This is a genomic window from Frigoribacterium sp. UYMn621, from assembly GCF_040549525.1.
In the GTDB taxonomy this organism is placed as follows: domain Bacteria; phylum Actinomycetota; class Actinomycetes; order Actinomycetales; family Microbacteriaceae; genus Lacisediminihabitans.
This window is the reverse complement of sequence record NZ_JBEPTM010000007.1, coordinates 164,139-189,408: the sequence shown is the minus strand read 5'-3', so window position 1 is coordinate 189,408 and position 25,270 is coordinate 164,139. Positions and strand designations below refer to the sequence as shown.

Here is a 25,270-nt window from a genome sequence, read left to right as displayed (position 1 = left end):
ACCCCGACTCAGACGAAGTGTCCGCGATGTCTTGAGACATGAAATGTCCGGGATGTCCTGATGCAGAACTGCCCGGGATCTCTTGAGACATCACAGTTCTCTTCTGAATGGACGCATGCTACCGAGGTAGATGGTGCGCACCTCTTTTGCGAGACGACTCGTGAGGGAGGCCCAGATGAAGGGCGGTGTGACGCTGTTTCGCGGTGCCGGCCAGGCGGCACGCCGGTATCTGGAGTCCGACCGTTCGACAGCGGACGAGTATTACCTAGATGCCGGTACTGCGCTGGCGGAGTTCACTGTCAGTAACGCGCGCGGCGAACTGGTGACGGGACAGTCGCTGGACGCCGATGAGTATGCCGCGTGGGTGAACTGGACCGACCCGTTGACCCGCACTTCGATGGGTATTCCGCGGGAGGCGGGTGCGGGTAAGCGTGGGTCGCCGCGGTTCGCCGAGATGGTCGTGAACGCGCCGAAATCGCTATCTATCGCTGCGGCGTTGTACCCGGAGGTGTCCGCGGCATTGGATGCCGCGCAGCAGAACGCTGCGGCGGAAATCCGATCGTGGTTAGCGCAGCATTCTGTCACCCGTGTTGGGCCGCGGGGTGCGCAGGAGGTTGTGGCGGTCGATGCGCTGCAGACGGTTGCGGTGACGCACCGCACGAGCCGTGCGGGCGACCCACACAGGCACATCCATCTCCAGGTCGGCACCCGCGTCCACGCCGCCGGTGCCTGGCGTGGACTGGACACGGCGGCGCTGTTCCGTCAGCAGGGTGCGATCCGCGCCCTCGGCACCGCGGTCATCGCCGCGGACCCGCAGCTCGCGGCGGTCCTCGAGGCGCATGGTCTCACCCTCGATGCTGCTACCGGGGAGGTGGCGGAGCTTGAGCCTTACAACGCGGTGATGTCCAAGCGGGCCGCGCAGGTGGAACGCAACCTTGCCACGTTCGAGGTGGATTGGGGGCAGGCGCATCCGGGGCAGGAACCTGGGCCGCTGGTTCGAGCCCGGCTGCAGTCGAAGGCGTGGGACCAGGAGCGACCAAACAAGAAGCCGGCCATGCTCGGCAGCGAAGAAGGCTGGCGCCGCGAGCTGGAGGAGGCCGGCTGGAAGCCGAACTCGCCGCGGGTACGCCGCCGTGCGCCGATGTCGCTGGACGACTTGAGTGTGCAACGCAGTGCGAGCCGGGCGCTGGACCGTTGCGCGGCGGCGGCATCGGCCTGGACGGTGCACACGGTTCAGGAGCACGTCACCCGAATCATTACGGAGGCGGGGGTGCGCGCGACCCCGGAGGCGTTGCGCGACATGATTGCGATCACCACACGGCTTGCGGTCGAGGATTGCCTGTCGGTGCTTCCGCCGGACAGCGCGCATCCCGAGCATGTGGCGCACCTGACGTCGTTGCACGTCGTCGCTGTAGAGACGGCGCTGCGCGACATGCTCCAGGCACGTGCAACGGGCGGCGTACGCCGCGTACCGGATCTAATCCCCTTGGCACGCTGGCGCGACCTCGACGCAGAGCAGGAGCGTGCGGCGGCTGCGATTGCATCGGACGATCCGCTAGTGGTCGTGGAGGGAGCCGCGGGCGCAGGCAAGACCACCATGCTCGGCGCGGCAATTGAAGCGGCGGCCGCGGAGGGTCGTCCGGTCCGTGTGGTGACGCCGACGAAGAAGGCCGCCGACGTCGCCCATCAGGAACTCGGTGTGCCAACCGATAGCGTGGCGAAGCTGGTTCATGCGCACGGATGGCGGTGGAACCGCGACGGCGTGTGGTCTCGCCTGGGCCTTGGTGACACCGATCCGGAGACGGGTGCGACCTACGCCGGGCCGTCGAAGGGCGCGCAACTCGTCTATGGAGAGCGGATCGTGGTCGATGAGGCCGGGATGCTCGACCAGGACACCGCTCTCGCTCTTCTCACCGTCGCAGACGAGCACGGGGCAACCGTCGCGTTGGTGGGGGACCGGGCACAGCTTGCCGCCGTCGGACGCGGTGGTGTGCTCGATATCGCAGCGCAACTCTCGGATCACACATACGACATGACGACCGTGCATCGCTTCACCGATCCGGACTACGCCGAACTGACGGTGCAGATGCGGGCCGGCGAGAACCCGGCGATGCTATTTGACCGACTACACGCTCTGGGCCTCGTCGTATTACACGCGAGTGCGGATGCTGCGCAGGAGATGATCGCGCGCGGTGCGCGGGGCTGCGACGCCATCACGGTCGCCACCAACGACGAGGCGAGTGAACTCAACTTGCGCATTCGCGAGGAGCGCGTCCAGGTTGGTTTGGTGGCGAATACACGCACCACTACCGGCAGCGACGGGCTCACGATCGGCGCGGGGGATGTCATCCAGACCCGAAAGAACGACAACGACGTGCAGGTGGCAAACCGGCAGACCTGGATCGTCCAGGCCGTGGGCGACGATGGGACGGTGTGGGCGAAGGAGAACGCGACCGGCCGGAAGCGGCAGCGCACCGTCAGACTCCCGGCCGAGTACGTGGTTCAATACACGCACCTGGCCTATGCCTCCACCGCCTACGGGGTGCAGGGTACGACGGCGGACGAATCGCACACGGTCCTCTCCGACATGCTCGACGCCTCCGGTGTTTACGTCGGCATGACCCGCGGCCGCGACGCCAACCGGCTGCACGTCGTCGCCAGCGATCTCGGTGACGCGCGCGAACAGTTCGTCAGCGCGCTCGAACGCGATCGCGCCGACCGCGGACTCATCGTTGCGACCCAGGCGGCACGCGACAGCATCGCCGGACTGGTCCCGGATGGACCGGTCCGCTTCGTCAACGCAGAGCGCGCCCGCCTCACCGAACAGCTCGAGCGCGCCGATCGAGAGGCGGCGAGGTGGGAGCGCGCTGCGGTCGCACTGCACAGCCAGCAACACACGCACCAAGCCGAGGAAAACGAGCACGACGTGCTCGTCGCATCAGCCGAAGCACACTCCGCGAGAGTGCTGCTCGGGGTCGCAGCCCCACTCATCGAGCAGGCCACCGCCGACGCGACCGCCTCCCTCGCCGCGCGAGGCCGTAGGTGGGAAGCAGCGGACGCCCTCCGCACGGCGCGCGGACTCCGCAAGCGCACCGCAGCTCGCACCCTGCACGCCGCCATCGACGAGCATCAAAGCATCGAAACCGCCGCGCGAAAGCGTTGGGGACCGCTGCCCGAGACGCTCGCCCTTGTCGAACCGTGGGCCGCATCGATCGCTGCAGGAGAGGCCGACGCTGACCCGCGCGTGACCGAGGCGCGCACACGCGCCGACGACGCACGGGCGGAGCAGGGTCTCCTCAGCACCCGACGGATGAAGGCGCGAGCCGCCCTTGTTCGAGAGGTGCTCGGCGACCGCACCCCACGCACCGTTCAGGGACAGGCTGCCCGGTGGCGGGAGCGCGCCGACGACGCCCGCGGTAACCTCGCCGCGATCGAGGCCCTGCCGCCAGTCGAGGCCACGCAGCGCATCCGTGCCCGCATCGAGCAGCAGCAGGCGCAACACGCGGTCGCCGAACGCATCCTCGCTGAGCGGCAAGCACATGCCGCGCAGCTCCACGACTTCACCCATCGCCCGCCCGTCGGCGGGCTGAGGCGCCCCGAGCGCGGGATCGGGCGGTAGCGATCGTAGACGCTCGCGGAGGGTTAAGTAGACATTTAGTAGACAGTTCAGCCACGTCGAAACGGGTCTAGACGACCCGAGACGCTCCTCCTATACTCGAATGATCACAACAATCGGTTCCGGTTATTGCCTGTTTCATCAGGAGTTTTGTCGAGATACATCGAGTTTCTCGGCTAGTGGTTAGCCTCGCCGTGGAGCGCCAAATTGCTCCAGGGGGTCAGGGGTTCGAATCCCCTTGGATCCACCCAAATCCTGTCCCAGGATTGAGAAAAGCCCCGAACCTCTGGTTCGGGGCTTCTCCTTTTGGATCTACCGTCGACGTTCGGACGATGGCCGCTCCGCGACCGCATTCCGATCCGTCAGTCCGGTTCCCCTTGCCTCCGAGCGGGTGGGCCCGCTTCGGCCTGGGCTGTGGCCCGCTTCTCAATCCGCGCCGACCGGATCGAGACGTCCCAGGCGAGCGCGAAGATCGGGATCACGGACAGCGGCCCGAGAATCGGGTTGTGGTTCGGGTCGGTGAAGGTGACGATGGTGGATCCCACGCCCCAGACGAGAGCGCCGATGAGCCAGAGCGCTCTCCACCAGGGTGTGGCGAACAGAAAGCGTGCGCGCTCACCGAAGGTTCCCCGGGGAGTGCTGAATTGCGGATCGATCATTTCACCACCCCTTCCCGCACGAGTGTAGGCCCCGATCCGGGCGAGGGGAGGGTCGAGATCACGACCTCGCGAGGGAACGCGCCGTGTCGGGACCAATGTCCCGCGTCGATGGCATCGGCGACGGGTAGCTTGGGGCTCACACGATCATGCACCGGTTCGTGATCTCGAACAGAGGAAGTACAGGGATGGCGATCGACTCACAGCGGAGTTCGCGGTTATCGACTCCCGGTGTCGACCACCCCGCCCACTATCGGAAGCGGGCACGCGTGGGCGATGCTCTTGGCATAGCCCTCTGGCTCACCTCAGCTTTCGCCGTCGCGCTCTTCCTCTTCTCCGGGGGCACCGCCCGATTCGGTTCGGTCGCGGATGCCGTCACGAGCGTGGGGATCGCGACCGGACTCGTCGGCACCAACCTCGTTCTGGCGATGCTGCTGCTCGCCGCGCGAGTGCCGTTCATCGACCACGCGATCGGCCACGACCGGGCGATCGCCGTGCATCGGGCGCTGGGAAAGCCCGCCTTCTTCCTCCTGCTCGGTCACGGGGTCATTCTGCTCATCGGCTACGGACTGAGTTCCGGACTCGATCCCATCGCGGAGATCGGACCGATGCTTGCCATCCCCGACATGCTCCTCGCGATCCTCGCGATCGCCCTGCTCGCCGTGGTGATCGTAAGTTCGGCGGCGCTGGTGCGACGCCGGTACAGCTATGAGACCTGGCACCTGATGCACCTGCTCAGTTACGCGGCGGTGCTGGCATCCGTTCCGCACCAGTTGAGCATCGGCAGCGTACTGTCGCCCTTCAGCTTCGAGCGGGTCTACTGGCTCGCGCTCTACATTCTCGCCTTCGGGGCGATCCTCACCCATCGTCTCGCCGAGCCGCTGGTCTCGAGTCTGCGTCACCGGCTGCGGGTGGAGCGGATGGAACCGGAGGCTCCCGGCGTCGTATCGATCTACCTGTCCGGCCGCCGGTTGCGGTCCCTCGAGTCGGTGGGCGGCCAGTTCTTCGTCTGGAGGTTCTGGACGGCGGGCACCTGGTGGCACTCGCATCCCATCTCGCTGTCTTCCGTCGCGACGGACACTCAGCTGCGCATCACCGTTCGCGACCTCGGAGGGGGCAGCAGGAGCATCAGTTCCGTCCCCGCCGGCACACGGGTGTGGTTCGAGGGACCCTATGGCATCTTCACGGATGCCGGACGCACGGCCCCGAAGCTCGCTATCGTCGTCGCCGGGATCGGCATCACCCCGGTGCGGGCCATGCTCGAAGATTCGGTGCTGAAGCCAGGGGAGGCCACCATCCTGCTTCGCGCCTCCACCATCGATGACACGTTCCTCTGGGGCGAGATCGAGGAACTCGCCCGACAGAAGGGAGTCGCCGTCACGACGATGATCGGGCCGCGTGCGCGCACCGGACCCGGCTGGATGACCCAGGCCGACGCCGACCGCGGGCTCACCCTGCTCGGGGTCTTTCCCGATCTGCTGGCGAGCGACCTGTATCTCTGCGGGCCCACCTCGTGGCTCAATGTCGTCGAAGCGGATGCTCGCGCCGCCGGAATCCCCGACCACCAGATCCACGCCGAACGGTTCGACTGGTGAGGGCGCGCGCAACAGTGGTCGGGGCCGTGGGCTCCGCCGCCATCCTCGCCATCGCCTGGCAGGTGGGGAGCTCCATCGACGCATCGAACGGAGGCCCATCGGGGGCTGGCGCGAGCGCCACGGCGAAGCCCGCTGCGAGCGCGGCATCCAGTGGCAGCTTCACCGGTGCCTCCGAGAACACCCGCTACGGCAGCGTGCAGGTGAAGATCGTGGTCGCCGGGGGCAAGATCACCGATGTCGTGCCCGTGCACCTCACCGACAGGGGAGGTCGCTCGGTGCAGTTGAGCAACCGGGCCGCTCCGATCCTGCGCGCGGAGGTGCTGAAATCCCAGTCGGCGAAAGTCGCGAGCGTCGGCGGCGCGACCTACACGACCGACGCGTACCTGCTCTCCCTGCAGTCGGCCCTCGACCAGGCGGGGCTCTAAGCCTCAGGCCTGTCGGATCGCCGACGGTCCTTCGGGTTGCGGCGCCACGGCCATCATCGGTCCGGTCATCTCGACGGTGCGAAGACCCTCATGGCGGGTTTCCAGCTGGGCCACGACGAGAGCCGCGAGGTCTTGGAGATTCGCGACCTCGGCATCCGAGGCGGAGCGCGGCACGAAGTCAAGCACGGACAGGGTGCCGATGGTCTGCCCGTCGGAGCGCTTCAGGGGCACCCCCACATAGAAACGAAGGCCGAGTGCCCCGGTGACAAGGTGACTGTCCTGCGACCGCGGATCCTTCTGGCCGTCTTCGATGATCACCGGTTCGGCATGCGGGATCGTCGCGGTCCGCAGGTCGACGGCTCGCGCGATCTGTTCGACCTCCGGTCCGTAGTGCGACCGGAACCAGGTGCGGTCGTGGTCCACGACGCTCACTATCGAGATCGGGGCGGAGAACAGGCGCGCCGCCATGGCCGTCACGCGATGGAGGGCCTCATCCGGGATCGTGTCGAGGATCGCGGCGCGACCGGTCGAGGAGTGCGGCTCGCCGGGGGAGAAGATATCGGACTCGGCATCCTTGTGGCGCGCGCTGTCGGCGATGATCGTCTGGCGCAGCAGGGAGACGAGCTCACGCCCTTGCGGCCGCTGTGCGGGGTCCCGCGCCGTCATCGCGGAGAGCAGGTCACGCCAGTGGTCGGGCAGGAATTCCGGGATGGCCGGGTCGCGGGAGAGCCGGGCCATCGCCGATTCCACCATCGATCCGGGAAACTCGATGGCGCGGGTGAAGCTCTGCAGGAGTACCAGACCGAGCGAGTACACGTCACTCGCGGCGGTGAGGGGCGTGCCGGTGACCTGCTCGGGGCTGAGGTACGCCGCGGTGCCCGTGGTCTCTCCCTCGGCTGTCATCCGCTCGATGTCGTCGGAGAGGGCGATCCCGAAGTCGGTCAACTTCGCCCGCGCCCGAGGCGCGTCATCGCCGTAGTCGACGAGGAGGATGTTGGACGGTTTGATGTCCCGATGAAGCACATTGCGGGCGTGGATGTATTCGAGCGCCTCCGCCATGTCGTAGCCGATCTCGGCGATGTGCCGGGAGGCGATGGGGGAGACCTGGATCCGCTCGTGGAGATTCTGCCCGGTGACGAGCGCCATGATCAGGTAGCGGCGGGTGCGGCCGGAATCGTCGGTGTCGAGACCGGCGTCGTAGAGGTTGACCACTCCGTGGTGGTCGAGGCTCGCCAGCACGGCGAGTTCGCTCTCCTGCCGAGCCGGATCGAGAGTGTTCGAATCGAACAGCTTCACCGCGACGGCGCGACCGAGCACCTCGTCGGTCGCCCGGTAGACCGTGGCCATGCCGCCGAATCCGATGGTGGATTCGACGCGATAGCGTGCCCCGAGCAGCCGGCCCGCCATGTTCCCTGCTGTTGGAACCGCCATGAAACCCACTCTCCTTTCCCAGTGTATTGACGCCGTGCGTCCGTGCGTCGGCGATCGGGAGGGGTTGACAACGGCTCCATTTTCCCCACAGCACCGATGGACGGGACCTTCGGCCCGGTTGGCGGAGCCGGCGCGCGGGAGGCTGGGAGCCGACGAGAGGATCGATAGTGCCGCGACACCCGGATCGACCGAGGAATCCGCTTCGTGCCGTGCTCGGTTTCGGCCGCCGCTATCCGATCGTCTCACTCACCGTTCTCGTCGGTGTCGTCGGCATGATCTTCTGGGTCTTCGGTGAGGTGGACATCACCCGCTGGCTGTTCAGCATCTTCGCGATCGTGGTCGCCGGCATCGAGGCCGTCGCGATGGGGAAGCAACTGCGCAAGGGAATCGTCGGCATCGACATCCTGGCGATCGTGGCGATCGTGGCTACCGTGCTGGTCGGAGAATTCTTCGCGAGCATCATCATCGTGCTGATGGTGTCGGGGGGCAAAGCCCTCGAGGACTTCGCCCAGGGCCGGGCGCGTCGCGAGCTGGATGCGCTGCTCGACCGGGAGCCGCAGGTCGCGCACCGCACCCGGGCCGATTCCGATGACATCGACGACATCCCCGCGGGGGACGTGGTCATCGGCGACCTGATCCTCGTGCGCTCCGGCGAGGTGGTTCCCGTCGACGGACAGCTGGTGTCTGCCAGCGCGGCCTTCGATGAATCCTCGCTCACCGGGGAGAGTCTGCCGGTGACCCGGCTCGCGGGGGAGACGGTGTTGAGCGGCTCGGTGAACGGGGTGACGGCGACGACCATCGTGGCGACCGCTCTGGCCCGCGACAGCCAGTTCCAGGCGATCGTGGCGCTGGTCGAAGCGGCCTCCAGCAATCGGGCGCCGGTGGTGCGCCTGGCCGATCGCTACGCCATCCCCTTCACCGCCATCTCTCTGCTCATCGGCGCGGTGGCCTGGATCGCCTCCGGCGACCCGGTGCGCTTCGCAGAGGTGCTCGTGCTCGCCACTCCGTGCCCGCTCGTGCTGGCCGCACCGGTGGCGTTCATGGGGGGCATGAGCCGGGCCGCGCACCATGGGATCATCGTGAAGGGCGGCGGAGTGCTCGAGACCCTCGCCCGGGTGCGCACCGCCGTGTTCGACAAGACCGGTACTCTGACGATCGGTGCGCCCACCGTCACCCGGATCCTGCCGCGCGAACCCTGGAACGAAACGCAACTGCTCGCCAGGGTGGCGTCCGCCGAACGATTCTCTTCCCACGTGCTCGCGGCGTCCCTCGTGGCATCGGCAGCGGATCGAGGACTGGTGCTGCCCCCCGCCGAGAATGCCGTGGAGGTGGCCGCCCAGGGCGTCTCCGCCACGATCGACGGTCAGCGAATCGAGATCGGAACACTCGCCTTCGCCGCCGCTGCGGCACCCGGCGTCGAAGCCGTGGATCTGGCTGCGGGGGAGCTGGCGATCTATGTCACGATCGGCGGTCGTTTCGCCGGCGTGGTGGTCGCCAGCGACCCCGTGCGCGACAACGCGCGCTCCACCATCCAGCAGCTGGGAATGCTCGGCGTGCACGAGACCGTGATGCTCACCGGAGACGCGAACAGCACTGCGACCCACGTGGCCTCCGCGGTCGGCATCTCCCGATTCACCTCCGACTGCCTGCCGATCGACAAGGTCACCGCCGTGCGTGACATCGCCGCGCGGCCGGTGCTCATGATCGGGGATGGTGTCAACGACGCGCCCGTGCTCGCCGCGGCGGATGTCGGAATCGCGATGGGAGCGCGCGGCGCGACTGCCGCGAGCGAGTCCGCTGCGGCCGTGATCCTGATCGACGACATCTCGGTGGTCGCCCTCGCCGTGAGGATCGGCCAGGACACCGTGCGCATAGCCCTGCAGAGCATCTGGCTGGGCATCGCGCTGAGCATCGGACTCATGCTGATCGCCGCCTTCGGCGTGATCCCGGCGACCCTCGGCGCGGGAATCCAGGAGGTCGTGGATCTCGCGACCATTCTCAACGCCCTGCGGGCGATCCGACCGAAAGAACACACAGACCTGGCCCAACCGGCTCTCGTCATCCCCACCCCACAGAAGGAGCACAGCCATGAGTGACACCAGCCCCGCCCCGACCGCTGCCGCGGCACCGGTCTTCACCGTTCCCGCCGGAAGCATCGTCGTCGGCCACGACGGATCGAAGGACTCCGACCATGCCCTCACGGTCGCCTTCGACTTCGCCGCCAAACTCGGAGTCGAGATCGTGGTGGTGCGCACCTGGAGCATCGATACGGCTCCTCACGGCGCGCTGTACAACCACGGCTATGTCGCTTCTTTCGACGAGGTGACGGAGACGGTGAGGAAGATGCTGGTCGCCGACACGGCGACCATCGCAGCGCGCCACCCGGAGGTGACCCTGCTCGTGCGCGCCGCGCTGGCGCAACCGGCGCAGCTGCTCACCCAGTTGGCCGCGCCCGCCCTCATGCTGGTGGTCGGCCCGCGAGGACTCGGCGGGTTCGCCGGCCTGCTGCTCGGATCGGTCAGCAGCCATTGCGTGCAGCTCGCGACCTGCCCGGTGCTCGTCGTACCCACTCGCTGACCGAGAGCCGTGCACTCAAGCCGGCTCTCGGCGGAGTACCGTCAACATCGTGACTTCGACTTCGGACCTGCTCATCCTCGCGATGGACCATCGCGATTCCCTGCTGCGCGATCTCTACGGCATCGACGACGCTCCCACGAGGGAGCAGATCACCAGGATCTCCGCCCACAAGGCGCTCATCTTCGATGGCTTACTGAAAGCGATCGAGGGCGGGGTGGATGCCTCTCGCGTCGGCGTCCTCGTCGATGAGCGGTACGGAACGGCCGTGGCCGTCCGGGCGAAGGAGGCCGGCATCGACCTGGCCATGCCCATCGAGCGCAGCGGGGAGCCGCTCTTCATGCTCGAATACGGCACCTTCGGAGACTCGGAGTGGCTGCGACACGTGCACCAGTTCGCCCCGGGCCAGGTGAAGGTGCTGGTGCGTGACAACCCGCAGGCATCCTTCAATCGCGTGCTGCAGTTCGACCGTCTCATCACGGTGTCGAATGCCCTCCGGGCGGCCGGACGCACCTTCATGATCGAACTCCTGGTTCCCGCCACACCGGCGCAACTCGAATCGGTGGGATCGGATGCCCTCCGCTATGACCGCGAAGTTCGCGCCGGTCTGACGGTTCAGGTGATCGAAGAGATGCAGGCGGAGGGGATCGAGCCGCAGATCTGGAAGATCGAGGGGCTGGAGACGGAGCAGGACGCCCGCGCTGTCGTCGCGGCGGCACAGCGCGACGGCCGCTCTGGCGTGAGCTGCATCGTGCTGGGGAGGGACGCCTCGCAGCCGCGGCTCGATCACTGGCTCGGCGTGGCATCCGCCGTCGAGGGGTTCCGGGGCTTCGCGATCGGCCGGAGCATCTGGGAGAAGCCACTGGCGGATCATCTGGCCGGTACGGCGTCCGAGTCGCAACTCGTGCAGCGGGTCGCCGACAACTACACGCACTTCGTGCAGGCCTGGGACAGCTGAGTCGAGCTATTTCCTGTTCGTGAAGCCCTGGGTGCAGGTGGTCTGGTCTGCACTCTGGCCGGAGATCGTCGACGGCAGGGCGATCGAACTCGGAGCCGGGGTCGCACTCGCCGAGGGGTCGGTGGATGCGGTCGGCGCGGGACTGGCCGCCACGGGCGCGGTCGGGTCGGCGATCGCAGCGCGACCGAGTTTTCCGGTGAGCGTGATCGGCTGGTCCGATTTCAGCGCCGCGGCGAGGGCGGCGCCGGGGGTCACGAGAGGGACGACCCGGTTGGGGTTGGCGGGGTCCGCTCCGGTGGGGTACTGCACGAAGACGATCTTGCTGAGATCGATGCCCTTGAGAGTCAGCGCGATCGACATCAGCGTTGTCGGGTTGGTGAGGGTATCAGAGAGCTGCACGTTGGACAGGGCCGCGTTCGCCAGCTTGTAGAGCGTGACCGGGTTGCTGAGCACGCCGTCGCTGGTGATCTTGCGCGTGAGGGCCGAGAGGAAGACCTGTTGGTTGCTGATGCGCCCGAGGTCGCTGCCGTCGCCGACGCCGTGCCGGCTCCGCAGGAAGGAGAGGGCTTCGGCACCCACCAGGCTCTGCTGACCGGCCGGCAGATTGAGCTGCGGGTCGGTGTAGGGGTCCTTCACCGGCGTCGCGAGGCACACGGTGACGCCGCCGACCGCGTTGGACATGCCTGTGACGCCGTCGAAGGTGATGACGCCGGCGTAGGGGATCGACAGGCCGGTCATCTTCTCGACGGTCTGCACGGTGCAGGAGAGGCCATGGGACAGCGTCGAGTTGAACATGGCCGGGGAGGTGCTGCGGCCGCAGAGAGGGATGTTCACCATGTCGCGCGGGAAGCTCACGACTGTTGCGCTCGTGTGATCGGCGGAGACGTGAAGGAGCATCGTGACGTCGTTGTTGCCGATGCCAGAGCTTCCGGCGAGCTGCGCCTTGGTCTGGTAGCCGGCCTGGCCCGTTCGGGTGTCGGTGCCGGCGAGCAGCATGTTGACTTCGCCATCGATCGGCCCGACGGACGGCGCCTGTGGCACGGGTTTGGCACCGAGGGCATGCGTGAGGTGGATGCCCGGCTTGATGTTCGAGACGGTGCCGTAGACGGCGAACGCGCCAACGGCGGTGCCGCTGACGGCCACGACCGCGACGACAGCGGCGAGGACTTTGGCGATCGAGGCGATGGGGTGTGAGCGGTGCAGCCGGCCGTGCCGGATGGGCGCGAGCGCGCGCGATGAACTCGTGCCGGTTTCGGCGCTTCGACGACCCATGAGACCTTTCCCCGCATGCCGCGAACACGGCACCAGCCAAAAACGTACCTCAGTGGACCTCAATAGATGCTGTGCGGGACAAGCTTTTCGCAAACCAGCGGTACCATCTGCGCATGCTCGAACATGTAAAGGTCGCGATCATCGGATCGGGGTTCGCCGGACTCGGCATGGCCATCCAGCTCAGTCGGCACGGCATCGACGATTTCGTGGTCGTGGAACGAGCGGGCGAGGTCGGGGGCACCTGGCGCGACAACACCTATCCGGGGGCCGCCTGTGACATCCGCAGCGACCTGTATTCGTTCTCCTTTGCGCCGGCGTTCGACTGGAAGTTCCGGTACGGCCGCCAGCCGGAGATTCTCGCCTACCTTCGCTCGACCGCCGACGAGTTCGGCATCCGATCGCGCATCCACTTCGACTCAGAACTGCTCGACGCGATTTGGGACAGCTCGGCTTCCCTCTGGAGGCTGCACACCAGCACCAGTGACTTCACCGCCTCCGTGCTCGTGTCCGGCGCCGGTCCGCTGATCGACCCGGTGTGGCCGAAGATCCCCGGCATCGGAGGGTTCGCGGGCGAGCGTTTCCATTCGTCCCGCTGGCGTCACGACATCGACCTTGCCGGGCTCAGGGTCGCCGTGATCGGCACCGGGGCATCCGCTATCCAGTTCGTGCCGGAAGTTCAGAAGGTGGCTGGCGAGGTCACGGTCTTCCAGCGCACCCCGGCCTGGATCGTGCCGCGGGGGGATGCCCCGACCACCGAGCGCCGCGCCAGGCTGTTCCGTCGATTGCCCATCCTCCGACGCGCTGCGCGGGCCTGGGTGTTCCGGTCTGCGGAAGCGCGGTTTGCGGGATTCCGCAGCGCGACCATCGGAGGACTCATGCAGCGATTCGCCGCGGGCTACCTCCGCAGCCAGGTCGCGGATCCCGGCCTGCGGGCGAAACTGACCCCGGCCTATCGCATCGGTTGCAAACGCATCCTCATCTCGAGCGACTTCTACCGGGCGATGACCCGTTCCAATGTGCGACTCGTGACCGATTCGATCGCCTCCGTGGAGGGACGCGAGATCGTCACCGCGGATGGCGAGAGGAGGGAGTTCGACGTGCTCATCGGAGGCACCGGGTTCAACGCGACAGAGCCGTCGGTCGCGCGCCTGGTGAAGGGCGTCGACGGACTCAGCCTCGCCGAGGCGTGGTCTCCGCACATGGAGGCGCTTCACGGCACCACCGTCGCGGGTTTCCCGAACCTGTTCCTGCTCGTCGGCCCCAATTCCGCGCTCGGCCACAACAGCATCGTGTACATCATCGAGGCGCAGATCGACTACGTGCTCAAGGCTCTCGACGCGATGGAGGCGCGCGGCGCGGCATCCGTCGTGCCCACCCCCGAGGCCCAGCAGCGCTACAACAGGCGCGTGCAGGCCGACCTTTCGGACTCGGTCTGGCTGAGCGGGGGATGCTCGAGCTACTACCTCGACGCCGGGGGCAGGAACACCACGCTCTGGCCGCACCGGGCGGCGCTGTTCCGCGGTTCGGTGCGTCACTTCGACAGTTCCGAATACCGTTTCGAGCATCCGCTGGTCGTCGCCCCGCGTTGAGCACAGGGCTCCGTGCGACGGGAGATGATGGATCCGTGAGTGAAACGGTGAACCCGATCGACGGCACCCGGATCGCGTTCGACGTGCGCGGCGACGGCGCGCCCGTGCTTCTGGTGCATGGTTCGGCGCTGTCTCGGTCGATCTGGCGTGGATTCGGCTACGTGGCCGCGCTGCAGGATCGCTATCGGGTGATCGCTATCGACCTTCGCGGGCACGGCCGGAGCGGCAAGCCCCACGAGGCCGAGGCGTACCGGATGCCGCTCGTTCTCGCGGACATCCTGGCGGTGCTCGATGCGGTCGACGCACCAGCGGCTCACCTCTTCGGCTACTCCTTCGGCGCGCGCGCGGGATTCTCTCTCGCCGACAGTCATCCGCAGCGTCTGCTCTCGCTCATCTCCGCCGGCGGCACCTACCGGGCACCCGGGGGCAGCGTCTCCGAGCTCTTCTTCCCCGGCTATGACGGGGCGCTCGGGGCCGGCGGCATGCGCGGCTTCCTCGACGGATGGGCGGCGCACGCGGGCGAACCGATCGATCCACAGACCTCCGCGGCCTTTCTCGCCAACGACCCGCTGGCTCTTCGCGCCTATTTCCGCCGGGTCGAGGTCGAGCCGGGCATCCCGGATGCCCGGCTCGCCGAACTCGCGGTGCCGACCCTGCTCCTCGCCGGCACTCGCGATCACGAGCGCTACCTCGATTCCGAGCGCGCGGCTACCCTCATGCCGCACGCGACTTTCAGACCGCTGCCGGGGCGGACGCATGGAAACACCCTGAGGCCAGCGGCGGAGGTGCTCGATGCCGTGATCCCGTTCCTCGCCTCCCTCGACAGATGAGGAGCTACGGCAGCGTGCCGATCACCACTGTCGAATAGAGCTCGTCAGAGTGCACGATCGATGCAACGAGGCCCTGGGCTTCGAACACCGCCGCGCTGCGCTCGGCCTGCTCCTCGCTCGATTCCACCAACAGGTGGCCGCCCCGGGCGAGCCACCGGGGGGCGGCTTCCGCGACGCGGCGCTGCACATCAAGTCCGTCGATCCCGCCGTCGAGGGCGAGCCGGGCCTCGTGGAGTCGGGCTTCGGGGGGCATGAGGGCCACCGCATCCGTCGGCACGTAGGGAGTGTTCGCTACGAGGATGTCGACACGCCCCCTCAGCTCGTGCGGCACGGGGTCGAACAGATCGCCCTCGAAGACGCGGGAGGCGGGGATGTTGAGGCGGGCGCTCTGGACTGCCGCCGGGTCGATATCGGCGGCATACAGGTCGATCCCCGGCAGCCGGGAGGCGATGGCGGCCCCGATCGCGCCCGCTCCGCAACACAGATCGAGCACAACGGCATCCGGGGCGGCGAGGGCAACAGCCCGCTGAACGAGGAACGCGGTGCGCTGGCGCGGCACGAAGACCCCCGGGCCCACGGCGATGCGCAGGCCGCAGAACTCCACCCAGCCGAGGATGTGCTCGAGGGGGATCCCCGAGACTCTCTTGTCAACGAGCTGTCTCAACTCGGCGGGGGAGGATGCCGCTTCGATGAGCAGTGCCGCCTCGTCTTCGGCGAAGACGCATCCCGCGGCGCGCAAGTGCGCGATCACCTCGTCGACCCTCATTTCTGCCTCACTCACCGGAGATGGCGCAGATACTGTTCCGGCGCACCGAGGAAGGCCTGCCAGTTGAGCACCAGGGGCAGGTCTTCCCAGGAGCTGGTGTGCAGCCCCCAGTCGCCGACCTCGTAGATCGTCGCTCCCGGGAGCGACGCGAGCAGCGGCGAATGGGTCGACATGATCACCTGGGACTTTCCGGTGTCGAGGAGACGAGTGAGGATACCGATGAGCGCAAGGCAGCCAGAGAACGACAGCGCCGATTCCGGCTCGTCGAGAAGCCAGAGCCCCGCGCCCCTGAAGCGGTCCTCCACGAGATCGAGGAAGGATTCGCCGTGCGACCTCTCATGGAAGCGGATGTCCTCGCGGAACGGACTCGGATTCTCCTCGAGGTAGGTGAAGAAGCCGTGCATCGTCTCAGCCCGGAGGAAGTATCCGCGCTTGCTTGCTCCGGCATTGCGCACGACCTGGAGGTGGTCCCACAGCCCTGACTCCGATGCCCGGGTGCTGTGTTGCGCTCCGACGGATCCGCCTTCGGGGGAGAGTCCGTAGGCGAGCCCGATCGCTTCGACCAGGGTCGACTTGCCCGATCCGTTTTCGCCGACGAAGACTGTGGCTGGTGCGAGGTCGAGGCCATGATCGAGCAGGTGGGCCACCGGTGCGAGTGTGGCCGGCCAGGCATCCCTCGCCAGGGCATTCAGAGGGTGTTCCTCGATCCGGCGGATCGGGAAGCGGTCGAACCCTGTGTCGACGGGCACGGGTCAGGAGCTTCCGCCAACGCGCACCAGCATCTTGCCGGTGTTCTCCCCGCGCATCAGTCTCAGCCACGCGTCGAAAGCATGCTCTACGCCGTCGATCACGGTCTCATCGAAGACGAACTCACCGGAGGCGACCAGCGGGGTCATCTCGCGGAAGAATTCGGGGGCATAGTGCTGATAGCTCGGGATGGTGAAGCCTGTGAGGGTGAGCCCCTTGGAGATGAGCATCGCGAGATTGCGCGGACCGGGCTCGGCCCGCTCGGAGTTGTAGGAGCTGATCGCTCCGCAGATGGCCGCGCGGCCGCCGTCGTTGAACGCGAAGATGGCCGCCTCGAGATGATCGCCCCCCACATTGTCGAAGTAGACGTCGATGCCGTCGGGAGCGGCCTCGTGCAGCATCCGCGACACCTTGCCGCTCTTGTAGTTGAAGGCGGCATCGAAGCCGTAGCGGCCTGTGAGAAGCGCCACCTTCTCGTCGGTGCCCGCACTGCCGATCACCCGACCGGCCCCCCGCAGGCGCGCGATCTGGCCAACGGCGGAGCCGACCGCACCGGCCGCGCCGGAGACGAAGACCGTGTCGCCGGGCTTCATGCCGGCGATCACCAGCAGCCCGACCCACGCCGTCATCCCGGTGAGGCCGAGAGCACTCAGGTAGACGGATGACGCGACGCCCGGCACCTCGTCGCGAGCCGTGAACCGGCTCGCGTCGCCCTGGGCGACGTCACGCCAGCCCTGGAAGTGCTGCACGAGCTGGCCGATCGGAAGATCGGGGGAGCGCGATTCGATCACGCGGCCCACCGCGTCGGCATCCATCGCCCGGTCGAGCTGGTACGGCGGAACGTAGCTCTTGACGTCGTTCATGCGACCGCGCATGTAGGGGTCGACCGAGATGAACTCGTTCTGCACGCGCACCTCGTTCTCGGCGAGAGGGGGCAGTTCCACGGTGACGAATCTCACGTCATCGGTGGTGGGGGTGCCGGTGGGTCGTTGAGCCAGGTGCCACTGGCGGCTGGATGCAAGGGGGGTCATGTGTGTCTCCATCGACGGCCGGGGATCGGCGCCGGCGCCTCCAGCGTAGCGAACGGGGCTAGGGTAGCCATACCGAACAGTCGGTTTGTCTGTTTTCCCGCGTCAGGAGCCCTCGTGAACCGCTTCACCGGCCGCACGGCCCTCATCACCGGAGCGAGCCGTGGCATCGGACTCGCGATCGCCCAGCGACTCGTCGACGAGGGTGCCCGGGTGCTCATCACCGCGCGCCGGGAAGAGGCCCTTCGCGATGCTGCGGCCCAACTCGGGTCATCCGCGCTCTGGGTGGCGGGCAAGGCCGACGATCCCGCCCACCGCGCCGAGGTCTTCGACCTGATCGGCCGGGAGTTCGGGGGTCTCGACCACTTCGTGAGCAATGCCGGAGTGAACCCGAGCTTCGGACCGACCCTGGATACCGAGCACTCGGCCATGACGAAGATCCTCGAGATCAACGTGATGGCCGCCCTCGACTGGTCGCGGGATGCCGTGACGGCCGGCATCGGAGCCCGCAACGGCTCGATCGTGAATATCGCGTCGATCGCGGGAATCTCGGCGGCTCCCGGCATCGGCTTCTACGGGGTGTCCAAGGCCGCCCTCATCTCCCTGACGACACAGCTCGCCTTCGAACTTGCACCACACATCCGGGTGAACGCGGTGGCACCGGCGGTGATCAAGACCAGGTTCGCCGAGGCGCTCTACGACGGACGTGAGGCCGAGGTCGCCTCGATCTACCCTCTCGCCCGTCTGGGGGTGCCCGAGGACGTCTCCGGCGTCGTCGCCTTCCTGCTCTCGAGCGATGCGGCCTGGATCACCGGCCAGACCATCGTGATCGACGGCGGCGGGTCCATCCGTCCGGTGACCTGATGGCGGCGACCGCCGGCGTCAAGGATGCCGTGCGAACGGCTGCGGTCGACCTGTTCGCGAAGAACGGCTTCGCGAACACCTCGGTGCAGCAGATCGTGGATGCGGCCGGTGTCACCAAGGGCGCGATGTATCACTATTTCTGCTCGAAGGACGAGCTGCTGTTCGGCATTTACGAGCATCTGCTCACCCTTCAGGGTGAGCACCTCGCGGCGATCGTCGCGACCGGGGACACGACGGAACAGAAGCTCCGTGCCGCCTGCATCGACGTGATCGAGACCTCCATCGAATTCCTCGACGAGGGCACCGTATTCTTCCGTTCCGCGCACATGTTGCCGGCCGAGAAGCAACTCGAAGTGAAGCACCGTCGGCGTGAATACAACGACCAGTTCGTGTCGCTGGTGGAGGCCGGCCAGCGCGAGGGCGTGTACCGCACCGATATCCCGCGGGCCGTGCTGGTGGCCAATTTCTTCAGCGACCTGCACTACCTGCCGCAGTGGTACTCCGCGGATGGCCCGGAGGATGGCAGTCTCATCGCGGCACAGCTCACCGATCTGTTCCTCGCCGGGATCGGCATCCGGAACAACAGCACTGTCAACACCCTGACGAAGGAGTAACCATGTCCCGCCTGACCAACACCGTTGCCATCATCACGGGTGGCGCCCGCGGAATGGGAGCCGCCCATGCCCGTGCGTTCGTTCGAGAGGGCGCCCGCGTGGTGATCGCCGACCTGCTCGACGACGAGGGTCGAGCCCTGGCCGAGGAGCTCGGCGATGCTGTGCGCTACGAGCACCTCGATGTGACCTCGGAGAGCGACTGGGCGGCGGTCGTCGCATCCACCGTCGAGACATTCGGCACCGTCGACGTGCTCGTGAACAACGCGGGTATCGGCAACATGGCCGCTATCGACAAGTACACGCTGGAGATGTGGAATGCCGTTCTTGCGGTGAATCTCACCGGCACGTTCCTCGGGGTGAAGGCGGTGGTTCCGGTGATGAAGGCCGCGAAACACGGATCCATCATCAACATCTCCTCGGTCGAGGGGCTGCGCGGAAGCGCCGGGCTACACGGCTACGTCGCGTCGAAATTCGCGGTGCGGGGTCTCACGAAGTCGGTGGCTGTGGAACTCGGACGCCACAACGTGCGGGTCAACTCCGTGCATCCGGGATTCATCGTGACTCCGATGACCGAGCAGCTCGACTTCGCGAGCCAGCAGGTTCCGCTCGGACGCCCAGCCCAGCCCGAGGAGGTCTCCTCGCTGGTCGTCTTCCTCGCGAGCGAGGAGTCGGCCTACTCGACAGGTGCCGAATTCGTGGTCGACGGCGGGATGACCTCGGCGATTCCGCACTCCTGAGGTCTCGGCGGTCGTCCCTCGCTGGTCGTCACGACTCCGTGCACGCTGCCGGCGGTGGTCCCGTCGATCGGTGACCGCTCTGCGCTGCCTTCCCGCGGCCGGAATTCTTAGAGAGTTCTGAATTCGGCGAGGCTAAGCTCACGCTGGTGCGCGGTGCCCGGGGCCGTCCGAGGATGACTCCCTGGCCGCTCACGCGAGGGATGAGCTCATCGTTCGCGGCGATGAGACGATTTTGGAGGCCATCCTGAGCAGCATTGCCGACAGGCTTGCACAGAAGTCCAGTGTCCGGTCCGGCGCGGTGAAGCAGGTGCGATTGCACCTCGTCTACCTGAATGTGAGCACCAGCCTCCTGGTGTCCCTGCTCGTCGGAGTGGTTCTCGGAGTGTTCACGGTCATCATCGTTCTGACGGCGTGGGTCATCCTCACCCGCACAGGATCCCTCGACCAGATCGCGAGCGTCATCGCGGGGGGAGCAGCCGACGGGATCACCGTGAAGTCGGTGCTCAGCTTCAGCCAGGTGTTCGCACTGTCAGCCCTGCTCGGGCTGGTGAATGTCGTCGTCACCACCATCTTCGGCACGGTCAGCGCAGTGCTCTACAACCTCGTTGTGAGGCTGACCGGCGGTTTGTTCGTGGGCTTCACCAACAGGTAGACCCCGCGGAACGGCCATCGGACGGGTCGGCGAATGCCGCACCGCAGGTATGACTGACAGCACCGGCCTTGATCCCGGCCCTGAGGTCAGGGCGTTGCCGACGGATCGGACAGGCCCAGTCGAGGATAGAGAAGTCGATACCCCTCTTGGAGCCCTCCGTTGAGTGCACCAAGAACATGTCCGCCGTTCGCCACCCCGAAGTATGTGGTCTTCCACCCTGATGCTTTGGCCGCGGCTTCCGCCCTGCGCGCCTGGGTCACGTAATTGCCATCGTTGGAGCCGACGGTGAAGATTCCGAAGGTGTCGGTGTAGTGGTGGCTGGCAAGAATCGTCGTGGGCCAGACCGATTGATATGCGGCCTTGTTGCCAGCGAAGTCTTCCTTGAGCGTCTGGTTGGGTCTGTCGGATCCGGGGTACTCCTCACCGGAAATGTCGAGCACGTTGCCCCAGATTTCCGGATGTTTGGACCCGAGTGAGAGGGCGCATTCGCCCCCGTTGGAGTATCCGGCGATCGTCCAGTGGGCGGCATCGGGAAGAACATGAAGGTTGGCACGAGCCCACGCGACCGTGTCTTCGACGAGGAAGGTCTCTGATTTACCGTGCTTGACGGTATCCAGGCAGAGGGGATCGATGGCCGGGTTGCCGAGTTGATCCACCACGAGCACAATCGGTGCGAGCCCGTTGTGTCGCGCAGCGAAGGCATCGAGGATCGGCTTCTGGAAAGAGGGGTCCGGGTTTCCCGGCTGCCCCATCAGCATGACCACCAGCGGAAGCAGCGGCGGGTTCTTCGCCAAGGCAGCAGGAGGGAGGTAGAGACCGGCGGGCCGGGAGCGGAATCCGGAGCGGGTGTTCGGGATGATGACCGAACCGATGGTCCCCTCAGCAGGCTGGCCTTGCGCGGCCACCCAATTCGCCCACAGCGCTCCTCCGGCGAGAGGGGTGCGACTCGGGGTTGGAGTCGCAGGGGGGAGCGCGATCGGCTTCTGCGTGGAGATCCCGGCCAAGTCCGCTACCGTGCGATCCAATCCGAAGTCCGCGTTGATCCCCACGGTTCCCGCGGCAAGAAAGACAACGATGGCGATGGAGGCCACCACCTTTCGCGGCCAGACTGATTTCCAGAGATTGACGATCGCAAGACAGATTGCCGAGAACGTCACCACGACCCACACGGTGGTCACGACATCGAGATCCACGCCGAAAGCATTAGTCGCTCTGACCCACCACAGCACGACGAAGGCGGCGCCGGCTCCGACGAGCAGAGCACCCAAAGCTGTGACAATCCATCGCCGTGACGGGAGACGGGCGGCAAGAAAGAGCAACGCGCCGAGGGCCAGGGTATAGACAACTCCCACGAAGGGGCCATCGAGGATATCCATCCTCAGGAATGCATCCACTGACGTCCTTAGATCGGGGGTCTGATCGAACGCGATTCTAAGGGAGCCCGGGTGTGGTTCGACCGTATTGGGCAGGGAGTCCGGTGATAGTCGTCGATACTTTACGGACCGGGCTAGAGGGAACCGTCGCGAGTGGGTGTGGATGGGGGTTCAGGAGGTGATTCCGATCGAAGAATGTTCACCCATGAGAGCAGGTCATTTTCGGATGTGGGTCTGGAGGGCCTACACGATGCTCGCAGTCCTCGCAGTAATCCTCATCGCCGTGAGTGCTGGCCTGCGAGAAAGCATTCATCAGCCCTGGGCGCAGATCCTCAGCGCCATAGTTCAGGCGGCGACCATCATGTGTGGAGGACTGGCGTCAGCGGCTATCCACTGCGCCGCCTCCTGCAGCCGCGCAATGAAGAATGATCTGCGGCTCGAACACCACGTGATTGGTCGGCCAAGGGAGGCGCATCTACCGCTGCCCTAAGGTTGGCCTGCTGAAGATCGTTTTGAGGGGGCAGCGTGCGGGCAGTGATCTTGGGCGGGACGGGCGCCATCGGGGGAGCCGCAGCCGCGAGGTTGGCAGCCAGCGGATGGGAGGTCGAGGTGACCGGTCGAAACCCCGCGTCGATGCCGTCCGAGCTGACCGAGCAAGGCGTCCATTTCCACTCGATCGAGCGGAGCGACGTCAAGGCGATCGCACGTCTCGTCGGCGACGATTCGACCCTCCTCGTCGATCTGCTCGCCTACCGCGCCGCAGACGTGCGAGCACTACTGCCGGTGATGGGATCGGTCGGTGGCACAGTGATCATCTCCACGAGGGCCGTCTACGCCGATGCGGATGGTCGCCACATCAACGGGGATGATCCGCCCCGGTTCCCCATCCCGATGAACGAAAGCATGCCGACCGTGCCGCCCGCGGCGGACGACGTCGATCCCTTCAGCCGCGAGGGATATGCGCCATCGAAGGTCGCCGTCGAGCAGGTCGCACTGGACAGCGGTCTTCCGGTCACGGTCATCCGCCCGTCAAAGGTCCACGGGCGGTGGGCGCGCAACCCGCGCACTCGATCCTTCGTCGAGTCGATGATGAGAGGCGAGCCGAAGATTGAGCTTGCGGCGCGTGGCGAGAGCATCGACCATCTGACCGCGGCTTCCAATACGGCTGCCTTAATCTCCACTGTCGCCACTCTGCCGGGCGCTCGAATTGTCAACAGCGCTGATCCCGACGCCCCGACGGCCGAGCAGATCCTGCGAGCAATCGCCCTGCGGGTGGGCTGGAACGGCGCGCTCGACCTTCTGGACGGCGCGGCGGAACCCCTGCGTGGCCGACACCCCTGGATGGCGGCATATCCGATCGTGCTGGATACGAGCGCGTCAAGACGACTGGGATACGTGCCCGTGGGCACCGGTCTTTCTCTGCTCGCGGAGGAAATCGATTGGATCGCGGCTCAGTGAGACCGTGCCCGATGCGAATAACGGAAACGGGAGCCCGATGACGCCCGGAACCGTGCCATGCTCCGGGAATCGCTCCCTCACGGTCACAAGCTGCTCGCCGCCCACCACGAGAGCACTCGTTCCGCGGATCGGCACGGGTTGTCGATGGCGCCGACGACGACCAGCAGGCAGAGGTCTAGCGTTTCTGCAGGCAGGGAGACGCCCACTGCGGTGAGCGAGGTTCGGAGGGACGATCCGGTCCCTACTCCCTGCCGTCCTCGAGCGGGATGAGCATGGTGCGGAACGGACCCGCGACGGCGTGGAGATCCCAGATGCGATCGGCGACGTCGTCGATGCCATTGGCGAGCTGAAGCTGGGGGATGCCTCCCGGGATCACGAGTTGCGCGACACGGATGCCGTCCCCGTCGAGCGCATCGTGGAGCATCTCGCCGTAGGCGCTCTCAGCCGGGAACGCGACCGATGTGCCGGCGAAGTCGGCGCGAGCCTTGACCGACGTTCCGCCGTTGACCAGGATGATGCTGCCGCCTCCGGCCTCGCGCATGGACGGCAGGATCGTCCGCACGGCGTGAATGAGCCCGAGGGCCGAGAACTGCAGTGCCTCGAGCGCCAGCTCCGGAGTCAGATCGAGCACCGGCTTCAGGTATGCGCGCGATGGCAGCGGGCTGTACTGCAGAGTAGTGATGGGTCCCAGCTCCGCCGCTGCGTGCGCAAGGGCCTCCTCGAGCGCGGTCGGTACCAGCACGTCTGCCGAGTACCCGCGAGCGGTCACACCGCCGGCCTCGAGGTCCGCGGCCAGGGCGTCGAGCTTCGACTGGTCCCTCGAGATCAGGGCGATCGAGAAGCCTTCGCGCCCGAATCTTCGTGCGACTGCCGCTCCGAGTCCCGGTCCGGCTCCGATGATGGCGATGACAGGCACGATGGATTCCTCCGATTGATGGTGGTGAATCGACCCTAGCGCGGCCAGGCTGGGTGGCGGATTGTCGTCATCCACGCCGACAGAGAAGATGGCGTGAGCGGAGAAGCCTTCGCTACCACCGATTCCCCCGGCGGCAGCGCTCCACCCGGACAGTCCGGAACAGGACTCGCGCAGCAGCGCGGGATCGGGACCGATGAGTCCGAAGGGCACCCCAGCGGCAGAGCCCGCCGCGTCAGGCCGCGACGACGGCCGGACGCGGGTCGAGATGGATTCCCGCGATCATGCAGCGCACCGAGCCTCCCGCGAGTTCGATGGTCGGGATGTCGAGGGGCAGCAGGGTGCAGGACAGCTCGATGACCGCCAGCTGATCGGGCCGCAGCGAGTCGGCGGCACGCCGCGACAGGGCGAGGATGCGGCCGCTCGGAGCATGCAGTTCGATCGCGTTGCCGGCGAAGTCGCAGACCTGGTCGAAGTCGAGATCGATGATGCTGCGTCCGTGGGCGGTGAGCCGGTCGACCACCTGGGCACGACGCGCGGGGGAGTGGATCAGGTCGAGACCCACGAGGGCGAAGTCCGTGGCGATCCCCATCATCACGTTGGTGTGATAGATCGGCACCCCGCTCGGGTCGACAGCGTCGAATACCATCGGCTCGTATCCGAAGTTCGTGCAGAACCTCTCGAGGGCGATCGGATCGGCGCGGTGCGAGCGTGCGACGTAGGCGATGCGCGACACATGGTCGAGCACGATGGCGCCGGTGCCCTCGAGGAATACGTCGTCGAGTTCGAGACCGGAATAGTCGATGACATCCTGCACCCGGTAGGCGGTCTTCAGCATGTCGATCACATCCCACCGGCGCTCGCCGCGACGGTTCACCGCGTACATCGGGAAGATGGCGACGTGTCCGCCCGGGTGGGTGGACATCCAGTTGTTGGGAAACACGCTGTCGGGACGTTCCGCGCTCTCGTCGTCGAAGAGATGAACCCGGATGCCGGCGGCCTCGAGAGTCGATGCCGCGCGCGTGACCTCGTCGTAGGCGGCTGCAGCAAGGCGGGCCGACTCGGTCTCGGCTCCGATCACCTGGAACACGTTGTCGTCGGCGGTGAGGGGGTTGGGGCGGAAGTGGTGCGGGCGCACCAGCACGACCGCGGATGGCGCCTGGATCGACACC

22 protein-coding genes are annotated in these 25,270 nt (G+C 66.7%); 13 read left to right on the top strand and 9 right to left on the bottom strand.

The window, feature by feature from the left end; translation table 11 throughout:
- Window positions 1-175: 175 nt before the first annotated feature.
- Window positions 176-3,619 carry a MobF family relaxase gene (gene mobF, locus ABIB54_RS13125; protein ID WP_354575964.1) on the top strand — a complete coding sequence of 1,148 codons (3,444 nt, stop codon included), beginning with the start codon at window positions 176-178 and terminating at the stop codon, window positions 3,617-3,619.
- Between the two features lie 359 nt (window positions 3,620-3,978).
- On the opposite strand, the gene ABIB54_RS13120 is transcribed toward mobF, so the two are convergent.
- Window positions 3,979-4,275: a hypothetical protein gene (locus ABIB54_RS13120; protein WP_354575963.1), complete on the bottom strand. Its 297-nt coding sequence runs from the start codon at window positions 4,273-4,275 to the stop codon at window positions 3,979-3,981.
- 266 nt (window positions 4,276-4,541) lie between these two features.
- On the opposite strand from ABIB54_RS13120, the gene ABIB54_RS13115 reads away from it, so the two are divergent.
- On the top strand, window positions 4,542-5,867 hold the full coding sequence (locus tag ABIB54_RS13115) for a ferredoxin reductase family protein (protein WP_354575962.1): 1,326 nt from the start codon (window positions 4,542-4,544) through the stop codon (window positions 5,865-5,867).
- Complete coding sequence (locus ABIB54_RS13110) at window positions 5,864-6,292, top strand: FMN-binding protein (protein ID WP_354575961.1); 429 nt, start codon at window positions 5,864-5,866, stop codon at window positions 6,290-6,292. Before ABIB54_RS13115 ends, ABIB54_RS13110 begins: the two co-directional genes overlap by 4 nt.
- 3 nt (window positions 6,293-6,295) lie before the next feature.
- Here ABIB54_RS13110 and ABIB54_RS13105 read toward each other — a convergent pair whose 3' ends face one another.
- Window positions 6,296-7,723 carry a protein kinase domain-containing protein gene (locus ABIB54_RS13105; RefSeq protein WP_354575960.1) on the bottom strand — a complete coding sequence of 476 codons (1,428 nt, stop codon included), beginning with the start codon at window positions 7,721-7,723 and terminating at the stop codon, window positions 6,296-6,298.
- Window positions 7,724-7,890: 167 nt separating this feature from the next.
- Here ABIB54_RS13105 and ABIB54_RS13100 point away from each other — a divergent pair, with 167 nt between their 5' ends.
- From ABIB54_RS13100 to ABIB54_RS13090, 3 genes are read left to right on the top strand one after another with little or no spacing between them, the layout of a single operon-like run.
- Window positions 7,891-9,819, top strand: coding sequence for a heavy metal translocating P-type ATPase (locus tag ABIB54_RS13100; protein ID WP_354575959.1), 1,929 nt, complete (start codon window positions 7,891-7,893; stop codon window positions 9,817-9,819).
- Complete coding sequence (locus ABIB54_RS13095; protein ID WP_354575958.1) at window positions 9,812-10,300, top strand: universal stress protein; 489 nt, start codon at window positions 9,812-9,814, stop codon at window positions 10,298-10,300. The genes ABIB54_RS13100 and ABIB54_RS13095 overlap by 8 nt, the downstream gene beginning before the upstream one ends.
- Window positions 10,301-10,349: 49 nt before the next feature.
- The gene (locus ABIB54_RS13090) at window positions 10,350-11,255 is read left to right on the top strand and encodes a 2-deoxy-5-keto-D-gluconate 6-phosphate aldolase domain-containing protein (RefSeq protein ID WP_354575957.1); all 906 of its coding nucleotides are present in this window, start codon (window positions 10,350-10,352) and stop codon (window positions 11,253-11,255) included.
- 6 nt (window positions 11,256-11,261) lie between these two features.
- On the opposite strand, the gene ABIB54_RS13085 is transcribed toward ABIB54_RS13090, so the two are convergent.
- Window positions 11,262-12,527, bottom strand: coding sequence for an LCP family protein (locus ABIB54_RS13085; RefSeq protein ID WP_354575956.1), 1,266 nt, complete (start codon window positions 12,525-12,527; stop codon window positions 11,262-11,264).
- 113 nt (window positions 12,528-12,640) lie between these two features.
- Here ABIB54_RS13085 and ABIB54_RS13080 point away from each other — a divergent pair, with 113 nt between their 5' ends.
- Window positions 12,641-14,116 (top strand): flavin-containing monooxygenase, encoded by a 1,476-nt coding sequence (locus ABIB54_RS13080; RefSeq protein WP_354575955.1) that lies wholly within the window; start codon window positions 12,641-12,643, stop codon window positions 14,114-14,116.
- Window positions 14,117-14,151: 35 nt separating this feature from the next.
- Window positions 14,152-14,946, top strand: a complete 795-nt coding sequence (locus ABIB54_RS13075; RefSeq protein ID WP_354575954.1) for an alpha/beta fold hydrolase — start codon at window positions 14,152-14,154, stop codon at window positions 14,944-14,946.
- A 4-nt stretch (window positions 14,947-14,950) separates the two neighbouring features.
- On the opposite strand, the gene ABIB54_RS13070 is transcribed toward ABIB54_RS13075, so the two are convergent.
- From ABIB54_RS13070 to ABIB54_RS13060, 3 genes are read right to left on the bottom strand one after another with little or no spacing between them, the layout of a single operon-like run.
- Window positions 14,951-15,712, bottom strand: a complete 762-nt coding sequence (locus ABIB54_RS13070; protein WP_354575953.1) for a putative protein N(5)-glutamine methyltransferase — start codon at window positions 15,710-15,712, stop codon at window positions 14,951-14,953.
- 11 nt (window positions 15,713-15,723) lie between these two features.
- Entirely contained in the window at window positions 15,724-16,461 is a 738-nt protein-coding gene (locus ABIB54_RS13065; protein ID WP_354575952.1) for an AAA family ATPase, read from the bottom strand.
- 3 nt (window positions 16,462-16,464) lie between these two features.
- On the bottom strand, window positions 16,465-17,490 hold the full coding sequence (locus ABIB54_RS13060) for an NADP-dependent oxidoreductase (protein WP_354575951.1): 1,026 nt from the start codon (window positions 17,488-17,490) through the stop codon (window positions 16,465-16,467).
- Window positions 17,491-17,604: 114 nt separating this feature from the next.
- Here ABIB54_RS13060 and ABIB54_RS13055 point away from each other — a divergent pair, with 114 nt between their 5' ends.
- The 4 genes from ABIB54_RS13055 (at window position 17,605) to ABIB54_RS13040 (ending at window position 20,354) form a co-directional block, all read left to right on the top strand.
- Window positions 17,605-18,351, top strand: coding sequence for an SDR family oxidoreductase (locus ABIB54_RS13055; protein ID WP_354575950.1), 747 nt, complete (start codon window positions 17,605-17,607; stop codon window positions 18,349-18,351).
- The gene (locus tag ABIB54_RS13050; RefSeq protein WP_354575949.1) at window positions 18,351-18,965 is read left to right on the top strand and encodes a TetR/AcrR family transcriptional regulator; all 615 of its coding nucleotides are present in this window, start codon (window positions 18,351-18,353) and stop codon (window positions 18,963-18,965) included. The genes ABIB54_RS13055 and ABIB54_RS13050 overlap by 1 nt, the downstream gene beginning before the upstream one ends.
- A gap of 2 nt (window positions 18,966-18,967) precedes the next feature.
- A complete protein-coding gene (locus ABIB54_RS13045; protein ID WP_354575948.1) occupies window positions 18,968-19,702 on the top strand; it encodes a glucose 1-dehydrogenase in 735 nt (244 codons plus the stop codon).
- 232 nt (window positions 19,703-19,934) lie between these two features.
- A complete protein-coding gene (locus tag ABIB54_RS13040; RefSeq protein ID WP_354575947.1) occupies window positions 19,935-20,354 on the top strand; it encodes a DUF3566 domain-containing protein in 420 nt (139 codons plus the stop codon).
- A gap of 86 nt (window positions 20,355-20,440) precedes the next feature.
- On the opposite strand, the gene ABIB54_RS13035 is transcribed toward ABIB54_RS13040, so the two are convergent.
- Window positions 20,441-21,748, bottom strand: coding sequence for an alpha/beta hydrolase (locus ABIB54_RS13035; protein WP_354575946.1), 1,308 nt, complete (start codon window positions 21,746-21,748; stop codon window positions 20,441-20,443).
- A 504-nt stretch (window positions 21,749-22,252) separates the two neighbouring features.
- Between ABIB54_RS13035 and ABIB54_RS13030 the strand changes: the two genes are divergently transcribed.
- On the top strand, window positions 22,253-23,185 hold the full coding sequence (locus tag ABIB54_RS13030) for an NAD-dependent epimerase/dehydratase family protein (protein WP_354575945.1): 933 nt from the start codon (window positions 22,253-22,255) through the stop codon (window positions 23,183-23,185).
- Window positions 23,186-23,426: 241 nt separating this feature from the next.
- On the opposite strand, the gene ABIB54_RS13025 is transcribed toward ABIB54_RS13030, so the two are convergent.
- A complete protein-coding gene (locus ABIB54_RS13025; RefSeq protein ID WP_354575944.1) occupies window positions 23,427-24,311 on the bottom strand; it encodes an SDR family NAD(P)-dependent oxidoreductase in 885 nt (294 codons plus the stop codon).
- 22 nt (window positions 24,312-24,333) lie between these two features.
- Window positions 24,334-25,269 carry a citrulline utilization hydrolase CtlX gene (gene ctlX, locus ABIB54_RS13020; RefSeq protein WP_354575943.1) on the bottom strand — a complete coding sequence of 312 codons (936 nt, stop codon included), beginning with the start codon at window positions 25,267-25,269 and terminating at the stop codon, window positions 24,334-24,336.
- Window position 25,270 lies beyond the last annotated feature (1 nt).

Bases quoted from the DNA above. Each gene is read 5' to 3' on its own strand.
- ABIB54_RS13060 (WP_354575951.1), bottom strand. From the start codon at position 17,490: ATGACCCCCCTTGCATCCAGCCGCCAGTGGCACCTGGCTCAACGACCC.
- ABIB54_RS13095 (WP_354575958.1), top strand. From the start codon at position 9,812: ATGAGTGACACCAGCCCCGCCCCGACCGCTGCCGCGGCACCGGTCTTC.
- mobF (WP_354575964.1), top strand. From the start codon at position 176: ATGAAGGGCGGTGTGACGCTGTTTCGCGGTGCCGGCCAGGCGGCACGC.
- ABIB54_RS13080 (WP_354575955.1), top strand. From the start codon at position 12,641: ATGCTCGAACATGTAAAGGTCGCGATCATCGGATCGGGGTTCGCCGGA.
- ABIB54_RS13045 (WP_354575948.1), top strand. From the start codon at position 18,968: ATGTCCCGCCTGACCAACACCGTTGCCATCATCACGGGTGGCGCCCGC.
- ABIB54_RS13085 (WP_354575956.1), bottom strand. From the start codon at position 12,527: ATGGGTCGTCGAAGCGCCGAAACCGGCACGAGTTCATCGCGCGCGCTC.
- ABIB54_RS13070 (WP_354575953.1), bottom strand. From the start codon at position 15,712: ATGAGGGTCGACGAGGTGATCGCGCACTTGCGCGCCGCGGGATGCGTC.
- ABIB54_RS13105 (WP_354575960.1), bottom strand. From the start codon at position 7,723: ATGGCGGTTCCAACAGCAGGGAACATGGCGGGCCGGCTGCTCGGGGCA.
- ABIB54_RS13120 (WP_354575963.1), bottom strand. From the start codon at position 4,275: ATGATCGATCCGCAATTCAGCACTCCCCGGGGAACCTTCGGTGAGCGC.
- ABIB54_RS13050 (WP_354575949.1), top strand. From the start codon at position 18,351: ATGGCGGCGACCGCCGGCGTCAAGGATGCCGTGCGAACGGCTGCGGTC.